The organism is Halopseudomonas oceani (genome assembly GCF_002903165.1).
Lineage (GTDB): Bacteria > Pseudomonadota > Gammaproteobacteria > Pseudomonadales > Pseudomonadaceae > Halopseudomonas > Halopseudomonas oceani.
Window position 1 is genome coordinate 349,122 of the sequence record NZ_PPSK01000001.1, and the last position, 15,881, is coordinate 365,002.

15 protein-coding genes are annotated in these 15,881 nt (G+C 64.4%); 8 read left to right on the forward strand and 7 right to left on the reverse strand.

Annotation, left to right across the window (positions count from 1 at the left end):
* Positions 1–4: 4 nt before the first annotated feature.
* From C1949_RS01685 to def, 5 genes are read right to left on the reverse strand one after another with little or no spacing between them, the layout of a single operon-like run.
* On the reverse strand, positions 5–1,453 hold the full coding sequence (locus C1949_RS01685; protein ID WP_104736726.1) for a TrkH family potassium uptake protein: 1,449 nt from the start codon (positions 1,451–1,453) through the stop codon (positions 5–7).
* Between the two features lie 13 nt (positions 1,454–1,466).
* A complete protein-coding gene (trkA, locus tag C1949_RS01690; RefSeq protein ID WP_104736727.1) occupies positions 1,467–2,840 on the reverse strand; it encodes a Trk system potassium transporter TrkA in 1,374 nt (457 codons plus the stop codon).
* Entirely contained in the window at positions 2,837–4,171 is a 1,335-nt protein-coding gene (gene rsmB / locus C1949_RS01695; RefSeq protein WP_104736728.1) for a 16S rRNA (cytosine(967)-C(5))-methyltransferase RsmB, read from the reverse strand. Before rsmB ends, trkA begins: the two co-directional genes overlap by 4 nt.
* Positions 4,168–5,121, reverse strand: a complete 954-nt coding sequence (gene fmt, locus C1949_RS01700) for a methionyl-tRNA formyltransferase (protein WP_104736729.1) — start codon at positions 5,119–5,121, stop codon at positions 4,168–4,170. The genes rsmB and fmt overlap by 4 nt, the downstream gene beginning before the upstream one ends.
* Before the next feature lie 55 nt (positions 5,122–5,176).
* Positions 5,177–5,689 carry a peptide deformylase gene (gene def, locus C1949_RS01705; RefSeq protein WP_104736730.1) on the reverse strand — a complete coding sequence of 171 codons (513 nt, stop codon included), beginning with the start codon at positions 5,687–5,689 and terminating at the stop codon, positions 5,177–5,179.
* A 139-nt stretch (positions 5,690–5,828) separates the two neighbouring features.
* Between def and C1949_RS01710 the strand changes: the two genes are divergently transcribed.
* The 5 genes from C1949_RS01710 (at position 5,829) to aroE (ending at position 10,425) form a co-directional block, all read left to right on the forward strand.
* Positions 5,829–6,854: a LysM peptidoglycan-binding domain-containing protein gene (locus tag C1949_RS01710; protein ID WP_104736731.1), complete on the forward strand. Its 1,026-nt coding sequence runs from the start codon at positions 5,829–5,831 to the stop codon at positions 6,852–6,854.
* A gap of 78 nt (positions 6,855–6,932) precedes the next feature.
* Complete coding sequence (gene dprA, locus C1949_RS01715; RefSeq protein WP_104736732.1) at positions 6,933–8,045, forward strand: DNA-processing protein DprA; 1,113 nt, start codon at positions 6,933–6,935, stop codon at positions 8,043–8,045.
* Positions 8,046–8,099: 54 nt separating this feature from the next.
* Positions 8,100–8,657 (forward strand): L-threonylcarbamoyladenylate synthase type 1 TsaC, encoded by a 558-nt coding sequence (gene tsaC, locus C1949_RS01720; protein ID WP_104736733.1) that lies wholly within the window; start codon positions 8,100–8,102, stop codon positions 8,655–8,657.
* 20 nt (positions 8,658–8,677) lie between these two features.
* Complete coding sequence (gene hemF / locus C1949_RS01725) at positions 8,678–9,613, forward strand: oxygen-dependent coproporphyrinogen oxidase (protein ID WP_268236177.1); 936 nt, start codon at positions 8,678–8,680, stop codon at positions 9,611–9,613.
* Complete coding sequence (gene aroE, locus C1949_RS01730; RefSeq protein ID WP_104736734.1) at positions 9,613–10,425, forward strand: shikimate dehydrogenase; 813 nt, start codon at positions 9,613–9,615, stop codon at positions 10,423–10,425. Before hemF ends, aroE begins: the two co-directional genes overlap by 1 nt.
* Here the strand turns inward: aroE and trpA are convergent.
* Entirely contained in the window at positions 10,416–11,207 is a 792-nt protein-coding gene (gene trpA / locus C1949_RS01735) for a tryptophan synthase subunit alpha (RefSeq protein WP_104736735.1), read from the reverse strand. The two genes, aroE and trpA, sit on opposite strands and share 10 nt — an antisense overlap.
* Positions 11,204–12,412, reverse strand: coding sequence for a tryptophan synthase subunit beta (gene trpB / locus C1949_RS01740; protein WP_104736736.1), 1,209 nt, complete (start codon positions 12,410–12,412; stop codon positions 11,204–11,206). Before trpB ends, trpA begins: the two co-directional genes overlap by 4 nt.
* A gap of 99 nt (positions 12,413–12,511) precedes the next feature.
* Here trpB and C1949_RS01745 point away from each other — a divergent pair, with 99 nt between their 5' ends.
* From C1949_RS01745 to C1949_RS01755, 3 genes are read left to right on the forward strand one after another with little or no spacing between them, the layout of a single operon-like run.
* Positions 12,512–13,408, forward strand: coding sequence for a LysR family transcriptional regulator (locus C1949_RS01745; protein WP_104736737.1), 897 nt, complete (start codon positions 12,512–12,514; stop codon positions 13,406–13,408).
* On the forward strand, positions 13,405–14,475 hold the full coding sequence (locus C1949_RS01750; RefSeq protein ID WP_104736738.1) for an aminopeptidase: 1,071 nt from the start codon (positions 13,405–13,407) through the stop codon (positions 14,473–14,475). The genes C1949_RS01745 and C1949_RS01750 overlap by 4 nt, the downstream gene beginning before the upstream one ends.
* Positions 14,472–15,482, forward strand: a complete 1,011-nt coding sequence (locus tag C1949_RS01755) for a zinc-binding alcohol dehydrogenase family protein (protein WP_104736739.1) — start codon at positions 14,472–14,474, stop codon at positions 15,480–15,482. The genes C1949_RS01750 and C1949_RS01755 overlap by 4 nt, the downstream gene beginning before the upstream one ends.
* Positions 15,483–15,881: the final 399 nt, after the last annotated feature.

A 15,881-nucleotide genomic window follows, 5' to 3' on the forward strand; every position in this document is an offset into this window, starting at 1 on the left:
GCGTTCAGCGGCGCCAGAACATCGGCGACAGCAGTACTAGCAGGGTGAATACTTCCAGGCGGCCGAGCAGCATGGCGAAGCTCAGTACCCATTTCACCCCACTTCCCAGATTACCGTAATGCACGGCGACTTCACCCAGCCCCGGACCGAGGTTGTTGATGCACGCCGTCAGCGCCGAGAACGCGGTAACAAAGTCCAGACCGGTGCCGAGCAGGATCAGGAACAGCATTGCGAAGGCAAACACATACACCGCGCAGAATCCCCAGACCGCTTCCACCACCCGATCAGGTACCGGGCTGTCGCCCAGCTTGACCGGGAACACCCCGTGCGGGTGCAGCAGCCGCTTGATCTCCCGCGAGCCCTGTTTGTATAGCAGCAGCACGCGAATCACCTTCATGCCGCCGCCGGTTGAACCGGCGCAGGCGCCGATAAAGCTGGCGTACAACAGCAGATAGGGCAGCAGGGTCGGCCAGGTTGAAAAATCGGTAACTCCGAAACCGGTGGTGGTGGCGATGGACACGGTCTCGAAAGCGGCGAAGCGCATCGAGGTCCAGGCATCGTGGTGCTGGTAGTGCACCAGCACCGCAAAGCAGATGATGAACAGGGCCAGCAGGATCAGCACGTAGGCACGGCATTCCGGGTCTTGCCAGTAATTTCGCAGCGAGCGGTAGCGCCAGGCGAGAAAGTGCAGGGCGAAATTGATGCCGGAAATCAGCATGAACAGGATGCAGATCGACTCGATCAGCGGGCTGTTGTAGTAACCGATACTGGCGTCGTGGGTGGAGAAACCGCCGATGGCGACGGTTGAGAAGCTGTGGCCAATCGCGTTGAACAAGTCCATGCCGGCGGCCCAGTAGGCCAGCGCACAGGCAACGGTCAGGCCGGCATAGATAAACCAGAGCACCTTGGCGGTTTCGGCGATGCGCGGGGTCAGTTTGTTCTCTTTCAGCGGACCGGGCATCTCGGCACGGTACAGCTGCATCCCGCCAACACCCAGCATCGGCAGGATTGCCACTGCCAGCACGATGATCCCCATGCCGCCGAACCACTGCAGCTGCTGACGGTAGTACAACAGTGCGCGCGGCAGAGTATCGAGCCCGGTGATCACGGTGGCGCCGGTGGTAGTCAGGCCCGAGAAAGATTCGAACACCGCATCGGCGACGGTCAGGTCAGGTGTTTCCAGCAGCCATAACGGCACCGCACCGAACAGGCCGAGAACCAGCCAGAACAGAACGGTAATCAGATACCCATCACGGGTACGCAGTTCGTTGCGCCGGCCGCGGACCGGCAACCAGATCAGGGTTCCGGCAATCAGGGTAATCACGAAGCCGCTGAGGAACGCGTTCATCGCTTCTTCGTGGTAGTAGGCGCCGACCCCTGCTGCCGGCAGCATGCTGGTCGAAAAAAGCATCAGCAATATGCCGATGATGCGCTGTATCTGTGGATACTGCATGCTGCAAGGCGCCTCAGAAGAAGGTCAGGCCGACCTGGAACAGACGCTCCACATCGCGGATGTATTTCTTGTCGATCACGAACAGGATGACATGGTCATCGGATTCGATCACGGTCGAGTCGTGGGCGATCAGTACCTCGTCGTCGCGGACGATGGCGCCGATGGTGGTGCCTGGTGGCAGGTCAATCTGACCGATCGACTTGCCGACCACCTTGGACGAGCGTGCGTCGCCGTGGGCAACCGCTTCGATGGCTTCTGCCGCGCCGCGGCGTAGCGAGTAGACGTTGACGATGTCGCCTCGGCGCACGTGGGTCAGCAGGGTGCCGATGGTCGCCTGCGAGGGCGAGATGGCGATATCGATCTCGCCGCCCTGCACCAGGTCGACGTAGGCCGGGTTGTTGATCAGCGTCATGACCTTGCGCGCGCCGAGGCGCTTGGCCAGCATCGACGACATGATATTGGCTTCGTCGTCGTTGGTGATGGCACAGAAGATGTCGACATCTTCGATGTTTTCTTCGATCAGCAGCTCTCGATCCGAGGCGCTGCCATGCAGTACCACGGTGCGGTCCAGGTTCTGCGACAGGTAGTCTGCACGGGCCTTGCTGGCCTCGATGATCTTGACCTGGTAGCGGCTCTCGATCGCCTCAGCCAGCCGCTCACCGATGTTGCCGCCACCGGCGATCACCACCCGCTTGTGGGTCTTCTCGACCCGTCGCAGCTCGCTCATCACCGCCCGGATATCGCGGGTGGCGGCGATGAAGAACACTTCGTCATCGGCCTCGATGATGGTATCGCCCTTGGGAATGATCGGGCGGTCCTTGCGGAAAATCGCCGCTACCCGGGTGTCGACACCGGGCATGTGCTGGCGCAGAAAGCGCAGTTCCTGACCGACCAGCGGGCCGCCATAGTAGGCGCGTACGGCGACCAACTGGGCCTTGCCCTCGGCAAAGTCGAGGACCTGTAGTGCGCCGGGGTTCTCGATCAACCGTTTGACGTAATTGGTGACCACCTGTTCCGGGCTGATCAGCACGTCGATCGGCACTGCCTCGTTGTGGAACAGGCCGCCGCGGGTCAGATAGGCGGATTCGCGTACGCGGGCGATCTTGGTCGGAGTGCGGAACAGGGTGTAGGCGACCTGGCAGGCAATCATGTTGGTTTCGTCGCTGCTGGTAACCGCGATCAGCATGTCGGCATCATCGGCACCGGCCTGACGCAGCACGGTCGGGAAGGAGCCCTTGCCCTGCACCGTGCGGATATCCAGGCGGTCGCCCAGCTCGCGCAGGCGCGCGGTGTCGGTGTCGATCACGGTGATGTCGTTGGCTTCACTGGCCAGTTGCGCTGCCAGACTGCCACCGACCTGGCCGGCACCGAGAATGATGATCTTCATGCCGCAGACTCCCTGTTCTTCTGTTGCGGGCTGGCACTGAGTTTGATCAGGCGGGCCAGATAAAAGCCGTCGTGGCCATCGGCCTGCGGCAGCAGCTGACGGCCGCAGGGTTGGAAAACACCGTAGTCACCGCCGATATCCAGCAGCCGCGCACCGGGCTCGCGGGCGAGGAAAGCCTCGATCACGCGGCTATTCTCGTCCGGCAGTACCGAACAGGTGGCGTATACCAGAATGCCGCCCACCTCCAGCGTAGGCCAGAGTGCGTCCAGCAGCTCGCCCTGCAACTCTGCCAGTGGTGCTATATCGGCCGAGGTGCGGGTCAGCTTGATGTCCGGGTGGCGCCGGATCACCCCGGTTGCCGAACACGGCGCGTCCAGCAGGATACGCTGGAAGGGCGTGCCATCCCACCATTGATCGACAGCGCGGCCGTCGGCGGCGATCAGCCGGGCGCTGAGCTGCAGGCGACTGAGGTTTTCCTCTACCCGCTTCAGCCGCGCCGGCTCCAGATCCAGCGCGACCACTTCGCTCAGGTCTGGCTGTTGTTCAAGAATCTGGCAGGTCTTGCCGCCGGGCGCACAGCAGGCATCCAGTACCCGCAGGCCCGGCTTGAGGTCCAGCAACGGCGCCGCCAGCTGGGCGGCCTCGTCCTGCACGCTGACCAGCCCGTCGGCAAAGCCCGGCAGCAGGTTGACGTCACAGGGAACGGCAAGCTGAATGCCGACAGCGCTGAACGTGCAGGCGCTGGCGCCAATTCCGGCGTCCGCCAATTGCTGCAGATAAGCGTCGCGGCTCAGGCGGCGTTGATTGACCCGCAGGGTCATCGGCGGATGCAGGTTGTTGGCGCTGGTGATGGCGTCGAGCTGATCGGGCCAGGCGCGTTGCAGGCGCTTGTACAGCCAGCCGGGATGCGCGCAGCGCTGGGAGGGGGATTTGTCGACCGCCACAAGCAGCGCCTCGCCTTCACGTTGCACCCGGCGCAGCACCGCGTTGAGCAGGCCCTTGGCCCAGGGCTTGTCGAGGCTGACGGCAGCGTTGACGGTTTCGGCGATGGCCGCGTGGGCCGGAATGCGCAGGTACAGCAACTGATACAGGCCCACCAGCAGCAGCGCGTGCAGGTCCTGATCGGTCGGCTTCATCGGTTTGTTCAGTAGCTCGCGGGCCAGCCCCTCAAGGCGGCTGTACCAGCGCGCCGTGCCGAAGGCCAGTTCCTGTACCAGGCCCTGATCCCGCGGCGCGACGGCCTTGAGTTGCGCTGGCAGACTGCCGCCGAGCGAGGCCTTGCCGGCCAGCACGGCGGCCAGGGCGCGGGCGGCTGCCGCGCGGGCGTTCACTGACCGTTACCCAGCATGAGGCCAGGCGCGAACTGATCGCGACGGGAGTTAAAGAGGTCGGCAAAGGCCAGTGGCTTGCCGCCGGGCAGCTGCAGGCGGGTCAGGCGCAGTGCGCCCTCGCCGCAGGCCACCAGCAGCCCCTGCTTCTCACAGGCCAGCACCTGACCGGGCTCGCCCTGTCCGGCGGCCACCTCGGCGGCCCAGACCTTGAGTGGCTTGCCATCGAGCTGAGCATGGGCCAGCGGCCACGGATTGAAGGCGCGGATCAGGCAGTCCAGTTCGCTGGCCGGGCGCTGCCAGTCAATCGCCGAGACCTGTTTGTTCAATTTGTGTGCGTAGGTGGCCAGGGCGTCGTCCTGTATCTCGCCGTGCAAGGTACCCGCGGCCAGACCTTCGATGGCTTTAAGCACTGCCGGCGGGCCAAGTTCTGCCAATCTATCGTGCAGGCTGCCACCGGTGTCCGTGGCGCTGATCGGCGTGGTGACCTTGAGCAGCATCGGTCCGGTGTCCAGCCCGGCCTCCATCTGCATCACGGTCACGCCGGTTTCACTGTCACCCGCTTCGATCGCGCGTTGTATCGGCGCGGCGCCGCGCCAGCGTGGCAGCAGCGAGGCATGGCTGTTGATGCAGCCCAGGCGCGGAATATCCAGTACCGCTTGCGGCAGGATCAGGCCGTAGGCCACCACCACCAGCAGTTCGGGCCTGAGATCGGCCAGCGCCTGCTGGTCTGCCGGTTCACGCAGCCGCTCGGGCTGTAGTACCGGCAGCTCATGGGTCTGCGCCAGTTGCTTGACCGGGCTCATCGCCAGCTTCTGGCCGCGGCCAGCGGGTCGATCGGGCTGGGTATAGACGGCCACGATGTTCAGGCCGGCATCAATCAGCGCCTGCAGATGGGCGGCGGCAAAGTCCGGTGTTCCGGCAAAAACGATACGTAGGTCGGTTGGCTTCATGGGGATCCGTAAAGAAAAGGCTTGCCGAAGCAAGCCTTGTTATTTCGCTGGCAAATCAGGCGTTTGCCTGGCTGCGATGGATTTTCTCCAATTTCTTGCGAATGCGGTCACGCTTGAGGTTGGACAGGTAATCCACAAACAGCTTACCGTTCAGGTGGTCGCACTCGTGCTGGATGCAGACGGCCAGCAGACCCTCATAGACCTCGTCGAACGGGTTGCCGTCACGGTCCAGCGCCTTGACCCGGACGCGCTCCGGGCGTTCTACATTTTCGTAGAAGCCGGGCACCGACAGACAACCTTCCTGCATTTGCTCGAGATCGTCGGTCAGGGGTTCCAGCTCGGGATTGATGAATACGCGTGGCTCGGACTTGTCTTCGGACAGATCGATGACAACGACCCGCTCGTGCACATCGACCTGCGTTGCTGCAAGGCCAATGCCGGGTGCGTCGTACATGGTCTCGAACATATCGTCGACGAGTTGCTGGATTCTCGCGTCCACTGCGGCGACCGGTTTGGCCACGGTCCGCAACCGCGGGTCGGGAAACTCCAGTATGTTCAAAATAGCCATAGGGGTTTGTACCGCTTTATCTGGAACAAATCTAAATTGTGCTGCTAAGATTATGAGCAGCTTGGAATTAAAGCGGGTCTTGCGTGTGGGAGCACGATTCGACCTGGATGCTGGCCTCTATAATAAAGGGATTCGTGTCATGAGGAAAACACTACTCGGCCTCGTGTTGCTCGCGGCGAGCGTATGGGTGCAGGCGCAGGAACCTGTTCTCAGGGAAGATCACCCCGACAGCTATACCGTGGTCAAGGGCGACACACTGTGGGATATCTCCGGGCGTTTTCTCAGCCTGCCCTGGAAATGGCCGGAAATCTGGCAAGCCAATCCGCAGATTGCCAACCCTCACCTGATCTACCCGGGTGACGTCATTTCACTGGTGTACATCGACGGTCAGCCACGACTGATGCTCAACCGTGGTAACGGCGGCACCATCAAACTGTCGCCGCAGGCCCGGGTCAAGCCGATTGCCGAGGCGATTCCGGCGATCCCGCTGGAGGCGATCAACTCCTTCCTGCGCGCTGGCCGTGTGGTCGAGGATGAGGACGTGATCAATGGGGCACCCTATATCGTTGGCGGTGGAGCCGAGAGTGTCGTACTGGGTGCGGGCAGCAAGGTCTACGCCCGTGGTGACTTCTCCGCTAACGTCCCGGCTTACGACATCTACCGTCGCGGCAAGACCTACATCAACCCTGAGACTGGCGAACTGCTGGGTATTCACCTGCAGGAAATTGGTAACGGCAACGTTGCGGCGGTTGATGGCGACATCGCCACCGTCAATGTCACGCGCAGCCGTCAGGAAGTGCTGGTCAATGACCGACTGCTGGAGTCGGAAGAGCGCCCGGTGGCGTCGACCTTCTTCCCCAGCGAACCAAGCCAGGAAATCAACGGCTTGATCATGGACGTGCCCAATGGCGTGACCCAGATCGGTCAGTATGACGTGGTGCTGCTCGACAAGGGTGAGCGTGACGGTCTGGAAGTTGGCAACGTACTGGCAATCTACAAGACCGGCGAGATCGTCCGTGACCGGGTTCGCGACGAGCGTGTGCAGCTGCCCGCCGAGCGTGCTGGCTTGCTGATGGTGTTCCGGGTCTACAACAAGATGAGCTACGGTATCGTGCTGCAAGCCAGCCGCCAGATGGCGATTCTCGACGAGATTCGTAACCCCTGACGGGGAATGCACTGCCAAGGCCGCCTTCGGGCGGCCTTGTTGTTTGAACTGTTGGTCCTTTCTGATCAAGGATGATCCATGCTTACCGACCTGTCCGCCGAGCGGCAGGCCTGGTTGGAGCTGATGCTGCTCGACGGCGTTGGCCCCCGCTTTTTCCAGCGCTTGCGCTCGCATGCCGTCTCCCCGTTTGATTTTATGTCCGCTGATCTGGCCACATTGGCCGAACTTGGTGTGCCGCCGTCTGTGCTGGCCAGCCTGCGCCGTTGGCGTGCGGGTGATCCTGTGCTGCGCGAGCGATTCGACCTGGCGCTTGACTGGCTGCAGCAGGATGGCTGCCGGCTGCTGTTTCTGGATGAGCCGGACTACCCGCCGCTGCTGGCATCTATCAGCGATCCACCGCCACTGCTGTTTGTACGCGGTCGCATTGAGGTGCTGCATGATCCACAGATTGCCATGGTCGGCACTCGCCATCCGAGCCCGCTGGGTGCGGAAACCGCCCAGCGCTTTGCCCGTGCGTTTTGTCGCAGCGGCCTGACGGTGACCAGTGGCATGGCGCTGGGTATCGACGGCGCCTGTCATCGGGGCGCGCTGGATGCTGGCGGGCAAACGGTTGCGGTGTGGGGCACCGGTCTTGAGCGCTGTTACCCGCGTCGGCATCGCAAGTTAGCCGACTCGATTGTCGATACGGGCGGGGCGCTGGTCTCCGAGCTGTGGCCTGATAGCGAACCGCATCCGGCCCAGTTTCCCCGGCGCAATCGCATCATCAGCGGTCTGAGCCTCGGTACGCTGGTGGTCGAGGCGAGCCTCAACAGCGGCTCGTTGATCACCGCGCGAATGGCGTTGGAGCAGAATCGCGAAGTATTTGCCATGCCCGGCTCGATCCACAACGTACAGGCCCGTGGTTGCCATCGATTGCTGCGCGAAGGCGCGTGTCTGGTAGAGCAGGTGCAGGATGTACTGGATGCCCTGAAAGTGCCGCTCACTGCAGCGCTTGAGGCAGCTGAAGAGCCCGCCACAGAGGTGCCGGACACTCCACTCTGGCGCTGGCTAGGATTTGATCCGGTCAGCCCCGACTGGCTGGCCCAGCGCGCTGGCATCAGCATGCCGGAGGTCCTGCAACAGCTCCTGGAGCTGGAACTGGCCGGCGCGGTGCTGGTGGGGCCTGCCGGATATTGTCGCCGTCAGCCTTGAGTGCGGCGCCGGGCTCGGCTACTGTCGCAGGCAATCAATCAAGGTGGAGTTCACATGCTGGCAAACTGGCGTATTACTCGTCTGAATCGCCTGCTGCAGGCAGGCGGTGTGATTGCCTATCCGACCGAAGGCGTCTGGGGGCTGGGCTGCAATCCGTGGAACGGCTCGGCGGTCGAGCGACTGCTGGACCTGAAGCAGCGCCCGGTGCATAAGGGCCTGATCCTGATTGCCGGCGAGATTGAGCAGTTCGACTTCCTGCTCTGGGACCTGCCGGACGCTCAGTTGGCCAAGCTGCGGCTGTCCTGGCCGGGGCCGAACACCTGGCTGGTACCGCATCAGGGCCGCCTGCCCGAATGGATCACCGGCGCGCACGATACCGTTGCCCTGCGGGTTACTACCCACCCTGTCGTGCGTCAGCTGTGCGCGGCAGCCGGGCCGCTGGTGTCTACGTCGGCCAATCCCGCTGGCCGCCCAGCGGCGCGCTCGCGGTTGCGGGTCGAGCAGTATTTTCACGGTGAACTGGACGCCATTGTCCCCGGTGCGTTGGGTGGCGCGCGTAATCCCAGTATCATTCGCGATCTGCAAACCGACCAAGTCATACGCGGCGCCTGAGCCGCCCGGAGAGATTCCACGTGAAACAGGACCAGCCCAGCGCCGCCGATGTTGCCGCGGTAAAAGCCTATCTGATGGATCTGCAGGACCGTATCTGCACCGCCCTGGCGGCGGCAGACGGGCGCGAGCAGTTCATCGAGGACGCCTGGGAGCGGCCCGGTGGCGGCGGTGGCCGCTCGCGGATCATCACCGATGGCGCGTTGCTGGAGAAGGGCGGCGTCGGCTTTTCCCACGTTTTTGGCGACGGCATGCCGCCCTCGGCTACCGCCCACCGCCCGGAGCTGGCGGGTCGCCACTTCCAGGCCATGGGCGTGTCGCTGGTGATGCACCCGGAAAACCCCTTCGTGCCGACCTCCCATGCCAATGTGCGGTTCTTTATCGCCGAGAAAGACGGTGCCGATCCGGTATGGTGGTTTGGCGGCGGCTTCGATCTGACGCCCTACTACGCCAATGAGGAAGACTGCGTGCACTGGCACCGGGTGGCCCGCGACGCCTGCGCACCCTTCGGTGATGATGTGTATCCGCGCTTCAAAAAGTGGTGCGACGAGTATTTCTACCTCAAGCACCGCGGCGAGGCCCGGGGCATTGGCGGTCTGTTCTTTGATGATCTGAACGAGTGGGGCTTCGAGCGCAGTTTTGCCTTCCTGCGCGCCATTGGCGACGCTTACCTTGAGGCCTATCTGCCGATTCTCGAGCGCCGTCGCAACAGCGCCTGGACGCCAGAGCAGAAGCAGTTCCAGGAATTCCGCCGTGGCCGCTATGTCGAGTTCAACCTGGTCTACGACCGCGGCACCCTGTTCGGTCTGCAGACCGGCGGGCGTACCGAGTCGATCCTGATGTCGCTGCCGCCGACCGTACGCTGGGGCTACAACTGGCAGCCGGAGCCGGGCAGCCCGGAAGCCGAGCTGACCGAGCGCTACCTCACCCCGCGTGACTGGCTGGCAGGGGACGCCTGATGGACCGTTACGCCGTTGTTGGCAACCCGATTGAGCACAGCAAGTCGCCGCTGATTCACGCCATGTTCGCCGAGCAGACCGGCCAGCAGCTGGAATACGGCAAGCTGCTGGCGCCGCTCGACAACTTTATCGGCACGGTGCGCGACTTTCTGCGCGAGGGTCGCGGCGTCAATGTGACCGTGCCGTTCAAGGAGCAGGCTTGGGCCTTGGTGGATGAACATACCCCGGCGGCCGAGCGCGCCGGCGCGGTCAATACCATCCTGCGCCGTGAAGACGGCAGCCTGCTAGGTGATAACACCGACGGCAAGGGGCTGGTGCGCGATATCGAAGTGAATGCCGGGCTGTCGCTGAAAGGCCTGAGTGTGCTGCTGGTCGGTGCCGGCGGTGCCGCTCGCGGGGTGATTCAGCCGCTGCTGGCGGCGGGGCCTGCGCATCTGTGCGTGATCAACCGCACGGTCAGCAAGGCGGAAGAGCTGGCGGCGCTGTTTGTCGATCAGGGGCCGATTGCCGCTGCCGGCCTGCAATGGCTGGTCGAGCCGGTCGATCTGATCATCAATGCGACCTCGGCCAGTCTGGCCGGTGAATTGCCGCCGATTCCCGACAGCCTGATCAAACCCGGTCATACCTGGTGCTACGACATGATGTACGGCGCCGAAGAGACCCGGTTCAACCGCTGGGCCCGAGAGCGCGGCGCAGCGCGCTGCATCGATGGCCTCGGCATGCTGGTTGAGCAGGCCGCCGAGGCCTTTGCCCTGTGGCGCGGCGTCCGCCCGGACACTGCCCCTGTGCTGGCAGCCCTGCGTCAGGCCTGACGCGGCATTGCAGCGGCCAGCTCGGCAGTCAGCCCGAGCGCCGCTGCCACCCCACCCTGCTGCAGCGCCTCGATCAGCGCTGAACCCACCACCACGCCATCGGCGACCTGCGCCAGCGGCGCTGCCTGCTCGGCCCGGCGTACGCCAAAGCCGACGCAGATCGGCACACTGCTCTGCGCGCGAATGCCTTCCAGCGCCTGCGCCACCGCGGTGTGATCCGCTGCGCCCACCCCGGTGACGCCGTTGTGCGACACGTAGTAGAGAAAGCCGCTGGCGTGCTCCAGCACCTTGGGCAGACGCTGGGCGTCAGTGGTTGGCGTTGCCAGACGGATCATTTGCAGACCGGCATCACGGGCCATCGGGCCCAGTTCGTTGTCGTGCTCGGGCGGCAGGTCGACCACCAGCAGGGCGTCGACACCGGCCTCTGCGGCGTCACGAATAAAGTCGGCACCGCCGTAGCGATGAATCGGGTTGTAGTAACCCATCAGCACCAGCGGCGTGCTCTGGTTCTGTTCGCGGAAACGGCGCACCAGCTCCAGCGTGCGCTGCTGGTTCTGCCCACCCTGCAGGGCGCGCAGGGCAGCGGCCTGAATGGTCGGGCCGTCGGCGGTGGGGTCGCTGAACGGCATGCCCAGTTCAATGATGTCGGCACCGGCAGCAGGCAGCCCCTGCAGCAGCTCCAGACTGGTATCGAAGTCCGGATCACCGGCGCAGATGTAGGTCACCAGGGCCGCGCGGTTGTCGCGGGCGCAGTCGGCAAAGCGGGTTTCCAGACGGCTCATTTTCCTTCCTCCATCAAACCCAGAATGGTCGGCATGTCCTTGTCGCCACGGCCGGACAGGCACACCACCATCAGGTGATCTTTTGGCAGCGTCGGCGCGCGGCGCGCCACTTCGGCCAGCGCGTGCGAGGTTTCCAGCGCCGGGATAATGCCTTCGGTGCGGCAGCAGTTGTGGAAGGCGTCCAGCGCCTGCTGATCGGTTACCGCGACGTATTCGATGCGGCCCTGCTCGTGCAACCAGGCGTGTTCGGGGCCAATGCCGGGGTAGTCCAGACCGGCGGAGATCGAGTGGGCATCGGCAATCTGACCGTCGCTGTCCTGCAGCAGGTAGGTGCGGTTGCCGTGCAGCACGCCGGGCGTGCCGCCCTTCAGGCTGGCGGCGTGCTTGCCGGTTTCGATGCCGTGACCGGCCGCTTCCACTCCGACCATCTGCACCTCGGGGTAATCGAGGAACGGATGGAACAGGCCCATGGCGTTCGAGCCACCGCCGATACAGGCGACCAGGCTATCGGGCAGACGGCCTTCGCGTTCCAGCATCTGCTGATGCGCCTCACGGCCGATGATCGCCTGAAAGTCGCGTACCAGCGTCGGGTAGGGGTGCGGGCCGGCCACGGTGCCGATCATGTAGAAGGTGTTGTCGACGTTGGTCACCCAGTCGCGCAGTGCTTCGTTCATGGCGTCTTTCAGGGTGCCGGTGCCGGAGGTCACGGGGACGATCTCGGCACCCAGCAGCCGCATGCGGGCGACGTTGTCGCGCTGGCGGTGAATGTCGGTCGCGCCCATGTAGACCACGCACTGCAGGCCGAAGCGCGCACACACGGTGGCGGTCGCCACGCCGTGCATGCCGGCGCCGGTCTCGGCGATGATTCGCTGCTTGCCCATGCGGCGAGCCAGCAGGGCCTGGCCGATGCAGTTGTTGATCTTGTGCGCGCCGGTGTGATTCAGCTCCTCGCGTTTGAAGAAGATCTTCGCGCCGCCGTATTGCTCGGTCAGCCGCTCGGCGAAATACAGCGGGCTGGGGCGGCCGATGAACTCGGCGTTGAAGCGGTCCAACTCGGCGATAAACGCGGGCTCGGCGCGGGCCTCGTTGTAGGCCTGTTCCAGCTGCAGCACCAGCGGCATCAGCGACTCGGCTACAAAGCGGCCGCCAAACTGGCCGAACTGACCGAGGGCGTCGGCTTCACGGCGATAATTATGATTGGGCATGGATAGAACCTCCTGAGCGATGGACGCAGATTAGGGCAAGCGCAGGCGGGAAAAAATCGATAAGATGGCCGCAACCTGTGAGAAAAAGTGACAAGTCCCATGGCCAGAGACCTTCCCTCACTAAACGCTCTGCGCGCCTTCGAAGCCGCTGCCCGACTGGAAAGCGTGAGTCAGGCAGCGGGTGAGCTGCACGTCACCCACGGCGCCGTCAGCCGGCAGATTCGTCAGCTTGAAGACGAACTCGGCATCGCCCTGTTCAGCAAGGCCGGGCGCGGCATCAGCCTGACCCCGGCCGGTCGCCAACTGCGTGACGCTTGCCGCGAGGCGTTCGACGGTCTACGCGACACCTGCTCGGCGCTGCGGCAGGACCAGCAGCAGGCGCCCTTCCTGCTCGCCTGCCCGGGCAGCCTGCTGGCGCGCTGGTTTATTCCGCGACTGGACCGCCTGAACGCCGAACTGCCCGAACTGAATCTGCACCTGTCGGCCTCCGAGGGTGAACTCGACCCGCGCCGCCCCGGTGTCAGCGCCACCCTGCTCTACGCCGAGCCGCCGTGGCCGGCCGACATGCAGGTGTATCCGCTGCGTCAGGAACGCATCGGCCCGGTGCTCAGTCCGCGGTATTCGGGCGCTGCGCGCCTGCTCGATCAACCGACTGGGGTGCTGCTCGGCGAAGCGCTGCTGCACACCCGTTCACGGCCCGGCGCCTGGCGCGACTGGGCCGAGCGGCAGGGCCTGGATGCGGCTCAATTGCGAACAGGTCAGGGCTTTGAGCATCTGTACTACCTGCTGGAAGCGGCGCTCTCGGGCCTTGGCGTGGCTATCGCGCCGCAGCTGCTGGTTGCTGACGACATCGCCGCCGGCCGCCTGCTCGCGCCCTGGGGCTTTGTCGAGACCCGTCACCAGCTTGGCCTCTGGGTGCCGGAGCGCCAGCCCCAGGGCCCGGCGCAGCAACTGGCAGACTGGCTCGGCAAGGCGTTGCAGCAGGCCGACGCATGAAGCGCCTCGCGACGCTTGGCCTCGGCGCCTGCCTGCTCTGGCTGTCCGGCTGCAGCTCGGTTGGCTACCTGTATCAGAGCTGGCAGGGCCAGCGTGCGCTGATGGCCCGTGCCGAGCCCATTGAGCCGCTGATTGCCGACCCGCAGACCGACCCGCACCTGGCCGAGCGCCTGCGCACCGCCAGCCAGATTCGCCGTTACGCGGTCGAGGCGCTGGCCCTGCCGGACAACACCACCTACACCCGCTATGCCGCGCTGCCGGGCCCCTATCCGCTGTGGAACCTGTTTGTCACCGAGGAACTGTCGCTCGCACCGGTGCAGCACTGTTACCCGTTCTTCGGCTGCATCGCCTACAAAGGCTATTTCGACCAGGCCCGCGCCGAGCAGGCCGCCGATGACTGGCGTGCCCGCGGCAAGGACGTCTATGTCGCCGGCATCCCCGCCTACTCGACCCTCGGCTGGTACGACGACCCGCTGTTCAGCTCCATGCTGCACTGGAGCGACGACTATCTCGCCGAGATGCTGTTTCACGAACTGGCGCACCAGCGCTTTTACGTGAAGGACGACACCGCCTTCAACGAGTCCTATGCCAGCTTCGTCGGCCAGCAGGGTCTGCGCGATTGGCTCAGTGTGCAAGGGCGAGCCGCGCACGACTCGACAGGCCGCGAACGAGAACGGGCGTTTATTCAATTGGTGCTGGCCGCACGCAGCGAGCTGGAAGCCTTGTATCAGAGCACCCAGCCAGACGACGCCAAGCGCAGCGGCAAGGCCGCGATCCTCGCCCGGCTGCGCAGCGATTACGCCAGCCTGCGCGACAGCGAATGGGACGGCGACAAGCGCTTCGACCACTGGTTTGCCGCTGACCTGAACAACGCCCGCCTGCTACCCTTTGGGCTTTACGATCAATGGGTGCCCGCCTTTGCCGCGCTGTATGCGCAGAGCAGTGGCTGGGCCGACTTTCACCAGCGGGTCGAACGCCTCGGCAGACTCGATCCGCAAGCGCGCCTTGCCGCGCTGCGTGGCCTTTGCCCGCAGTGCGCCGCCGCAGTACAGGAGCCACAACCATGAAAGCAATTGGATACTTTGAAGCTGGCGCGCTGGACCGCACCGATGCCCTGATCGACCTGGACGTACCCATGCCTTCGCCCGGCCCGCAGGATCTGCTGGTCAAGGTCGCCGCCATCTCGGTCAACCCGGTCGACACCAAGATCCGCAGTCGTCGCGGCGCGACCGGCGACACGCCCGAAGTGCTCGGCTGGGACGCCGTGGGTGAAGTGGTCAGCTGCGGCAGCGCCGTTTCCGGCTTCGCGGCAGGTGATCGGGTCTACTACGCCGGTGCGCTGGAGCGGCCAGGCAGCAACGCCGAATACCAACTGGTCGACGCCCGCATCGCCGCCCACGCGCCGCTGTCGCTGTCCGCCGCCGAAGCGGCCGCTCTGCCGCTGACCGCGATCACTGCCTGGGAGCTGCTGTTCGACCGGCTGGGAGTGCGTGAAGGCGGCGGTGAAGGTCAGGCCCTGCTGGTGGTAGGCGCCGCCGGTGGCGTTGGCTCGATCCTGGTTCAACTCGCTCGCCAGTTGACCAAACTCACCGTGGTCGCCACCGCCGCCCGCGCCGAGAGCGTGAAATGGGTCAAGGGCCTGGGCGCCCATCACGTCATCGACCATAGCCAGCCGCTGCTGCCGCAACTGCAGGCGCTGGGTATCAAGGACGTCGAACTGATCGCCTCGCTGACCCACACCGATCAGCACTACCCGCAATACGGCGACTGCATCGCCCCGCAGGGCCGCCTCGGCGTGATCGACGACTTCGGCCCGCTCGACATGAGCGTGCTCAAGCGCAAGTGTGCCTCCTTCCACTGGGAGTTCATGTTCACCCGCAGCATGTTCGAAACCGCCGACATGGCCGAGCAGGGCAAACTGCTGCAACGCGTCGCCGAACTGGTCGATGCCGGCACCCTGCGTAGCACCCTGGGTGAGCATTACGGCGCAATCAACGCGGCCAACCTCAAGCGCGCGCATGCGCTGCTGGAGAGTGGAAAGGCGCGGGGGAAATTGGTGTTGGAGGGGTTCTGACGGCCTGTGCGCCTGCTATCCAGACTGGCGCTATGCACTGAGCATCGTTCGCACACGCGTCATCCTCGCGTAGGCGAGGATCCATCCGTGGTTCAGCGCAACACTGGATTCCCGCCTGCGCGGGAATGACGGTGTCTGGATAGGCTGATCGTTATGATCGTTCCCACGCTCTGCGTGGGAATGTCTGTCAGGACGTGCCTGTCAGGACGCTCTGCGTCCGGCTCGCTGCCCTATCACTACGTCATCCTCGCGTAGGCGAGGATCCATGGGGCTCGTGCATGCCGGCCACTTCGGCGCCGCCTGATAACCCGTCTTTCGCCTTCACGGCGAGCCAAGGGGGGCCGCTTGCCCGGCCCCCCTTGGCAATCCCCCCGGGCACCCGACTACGCGGCCCTTCGG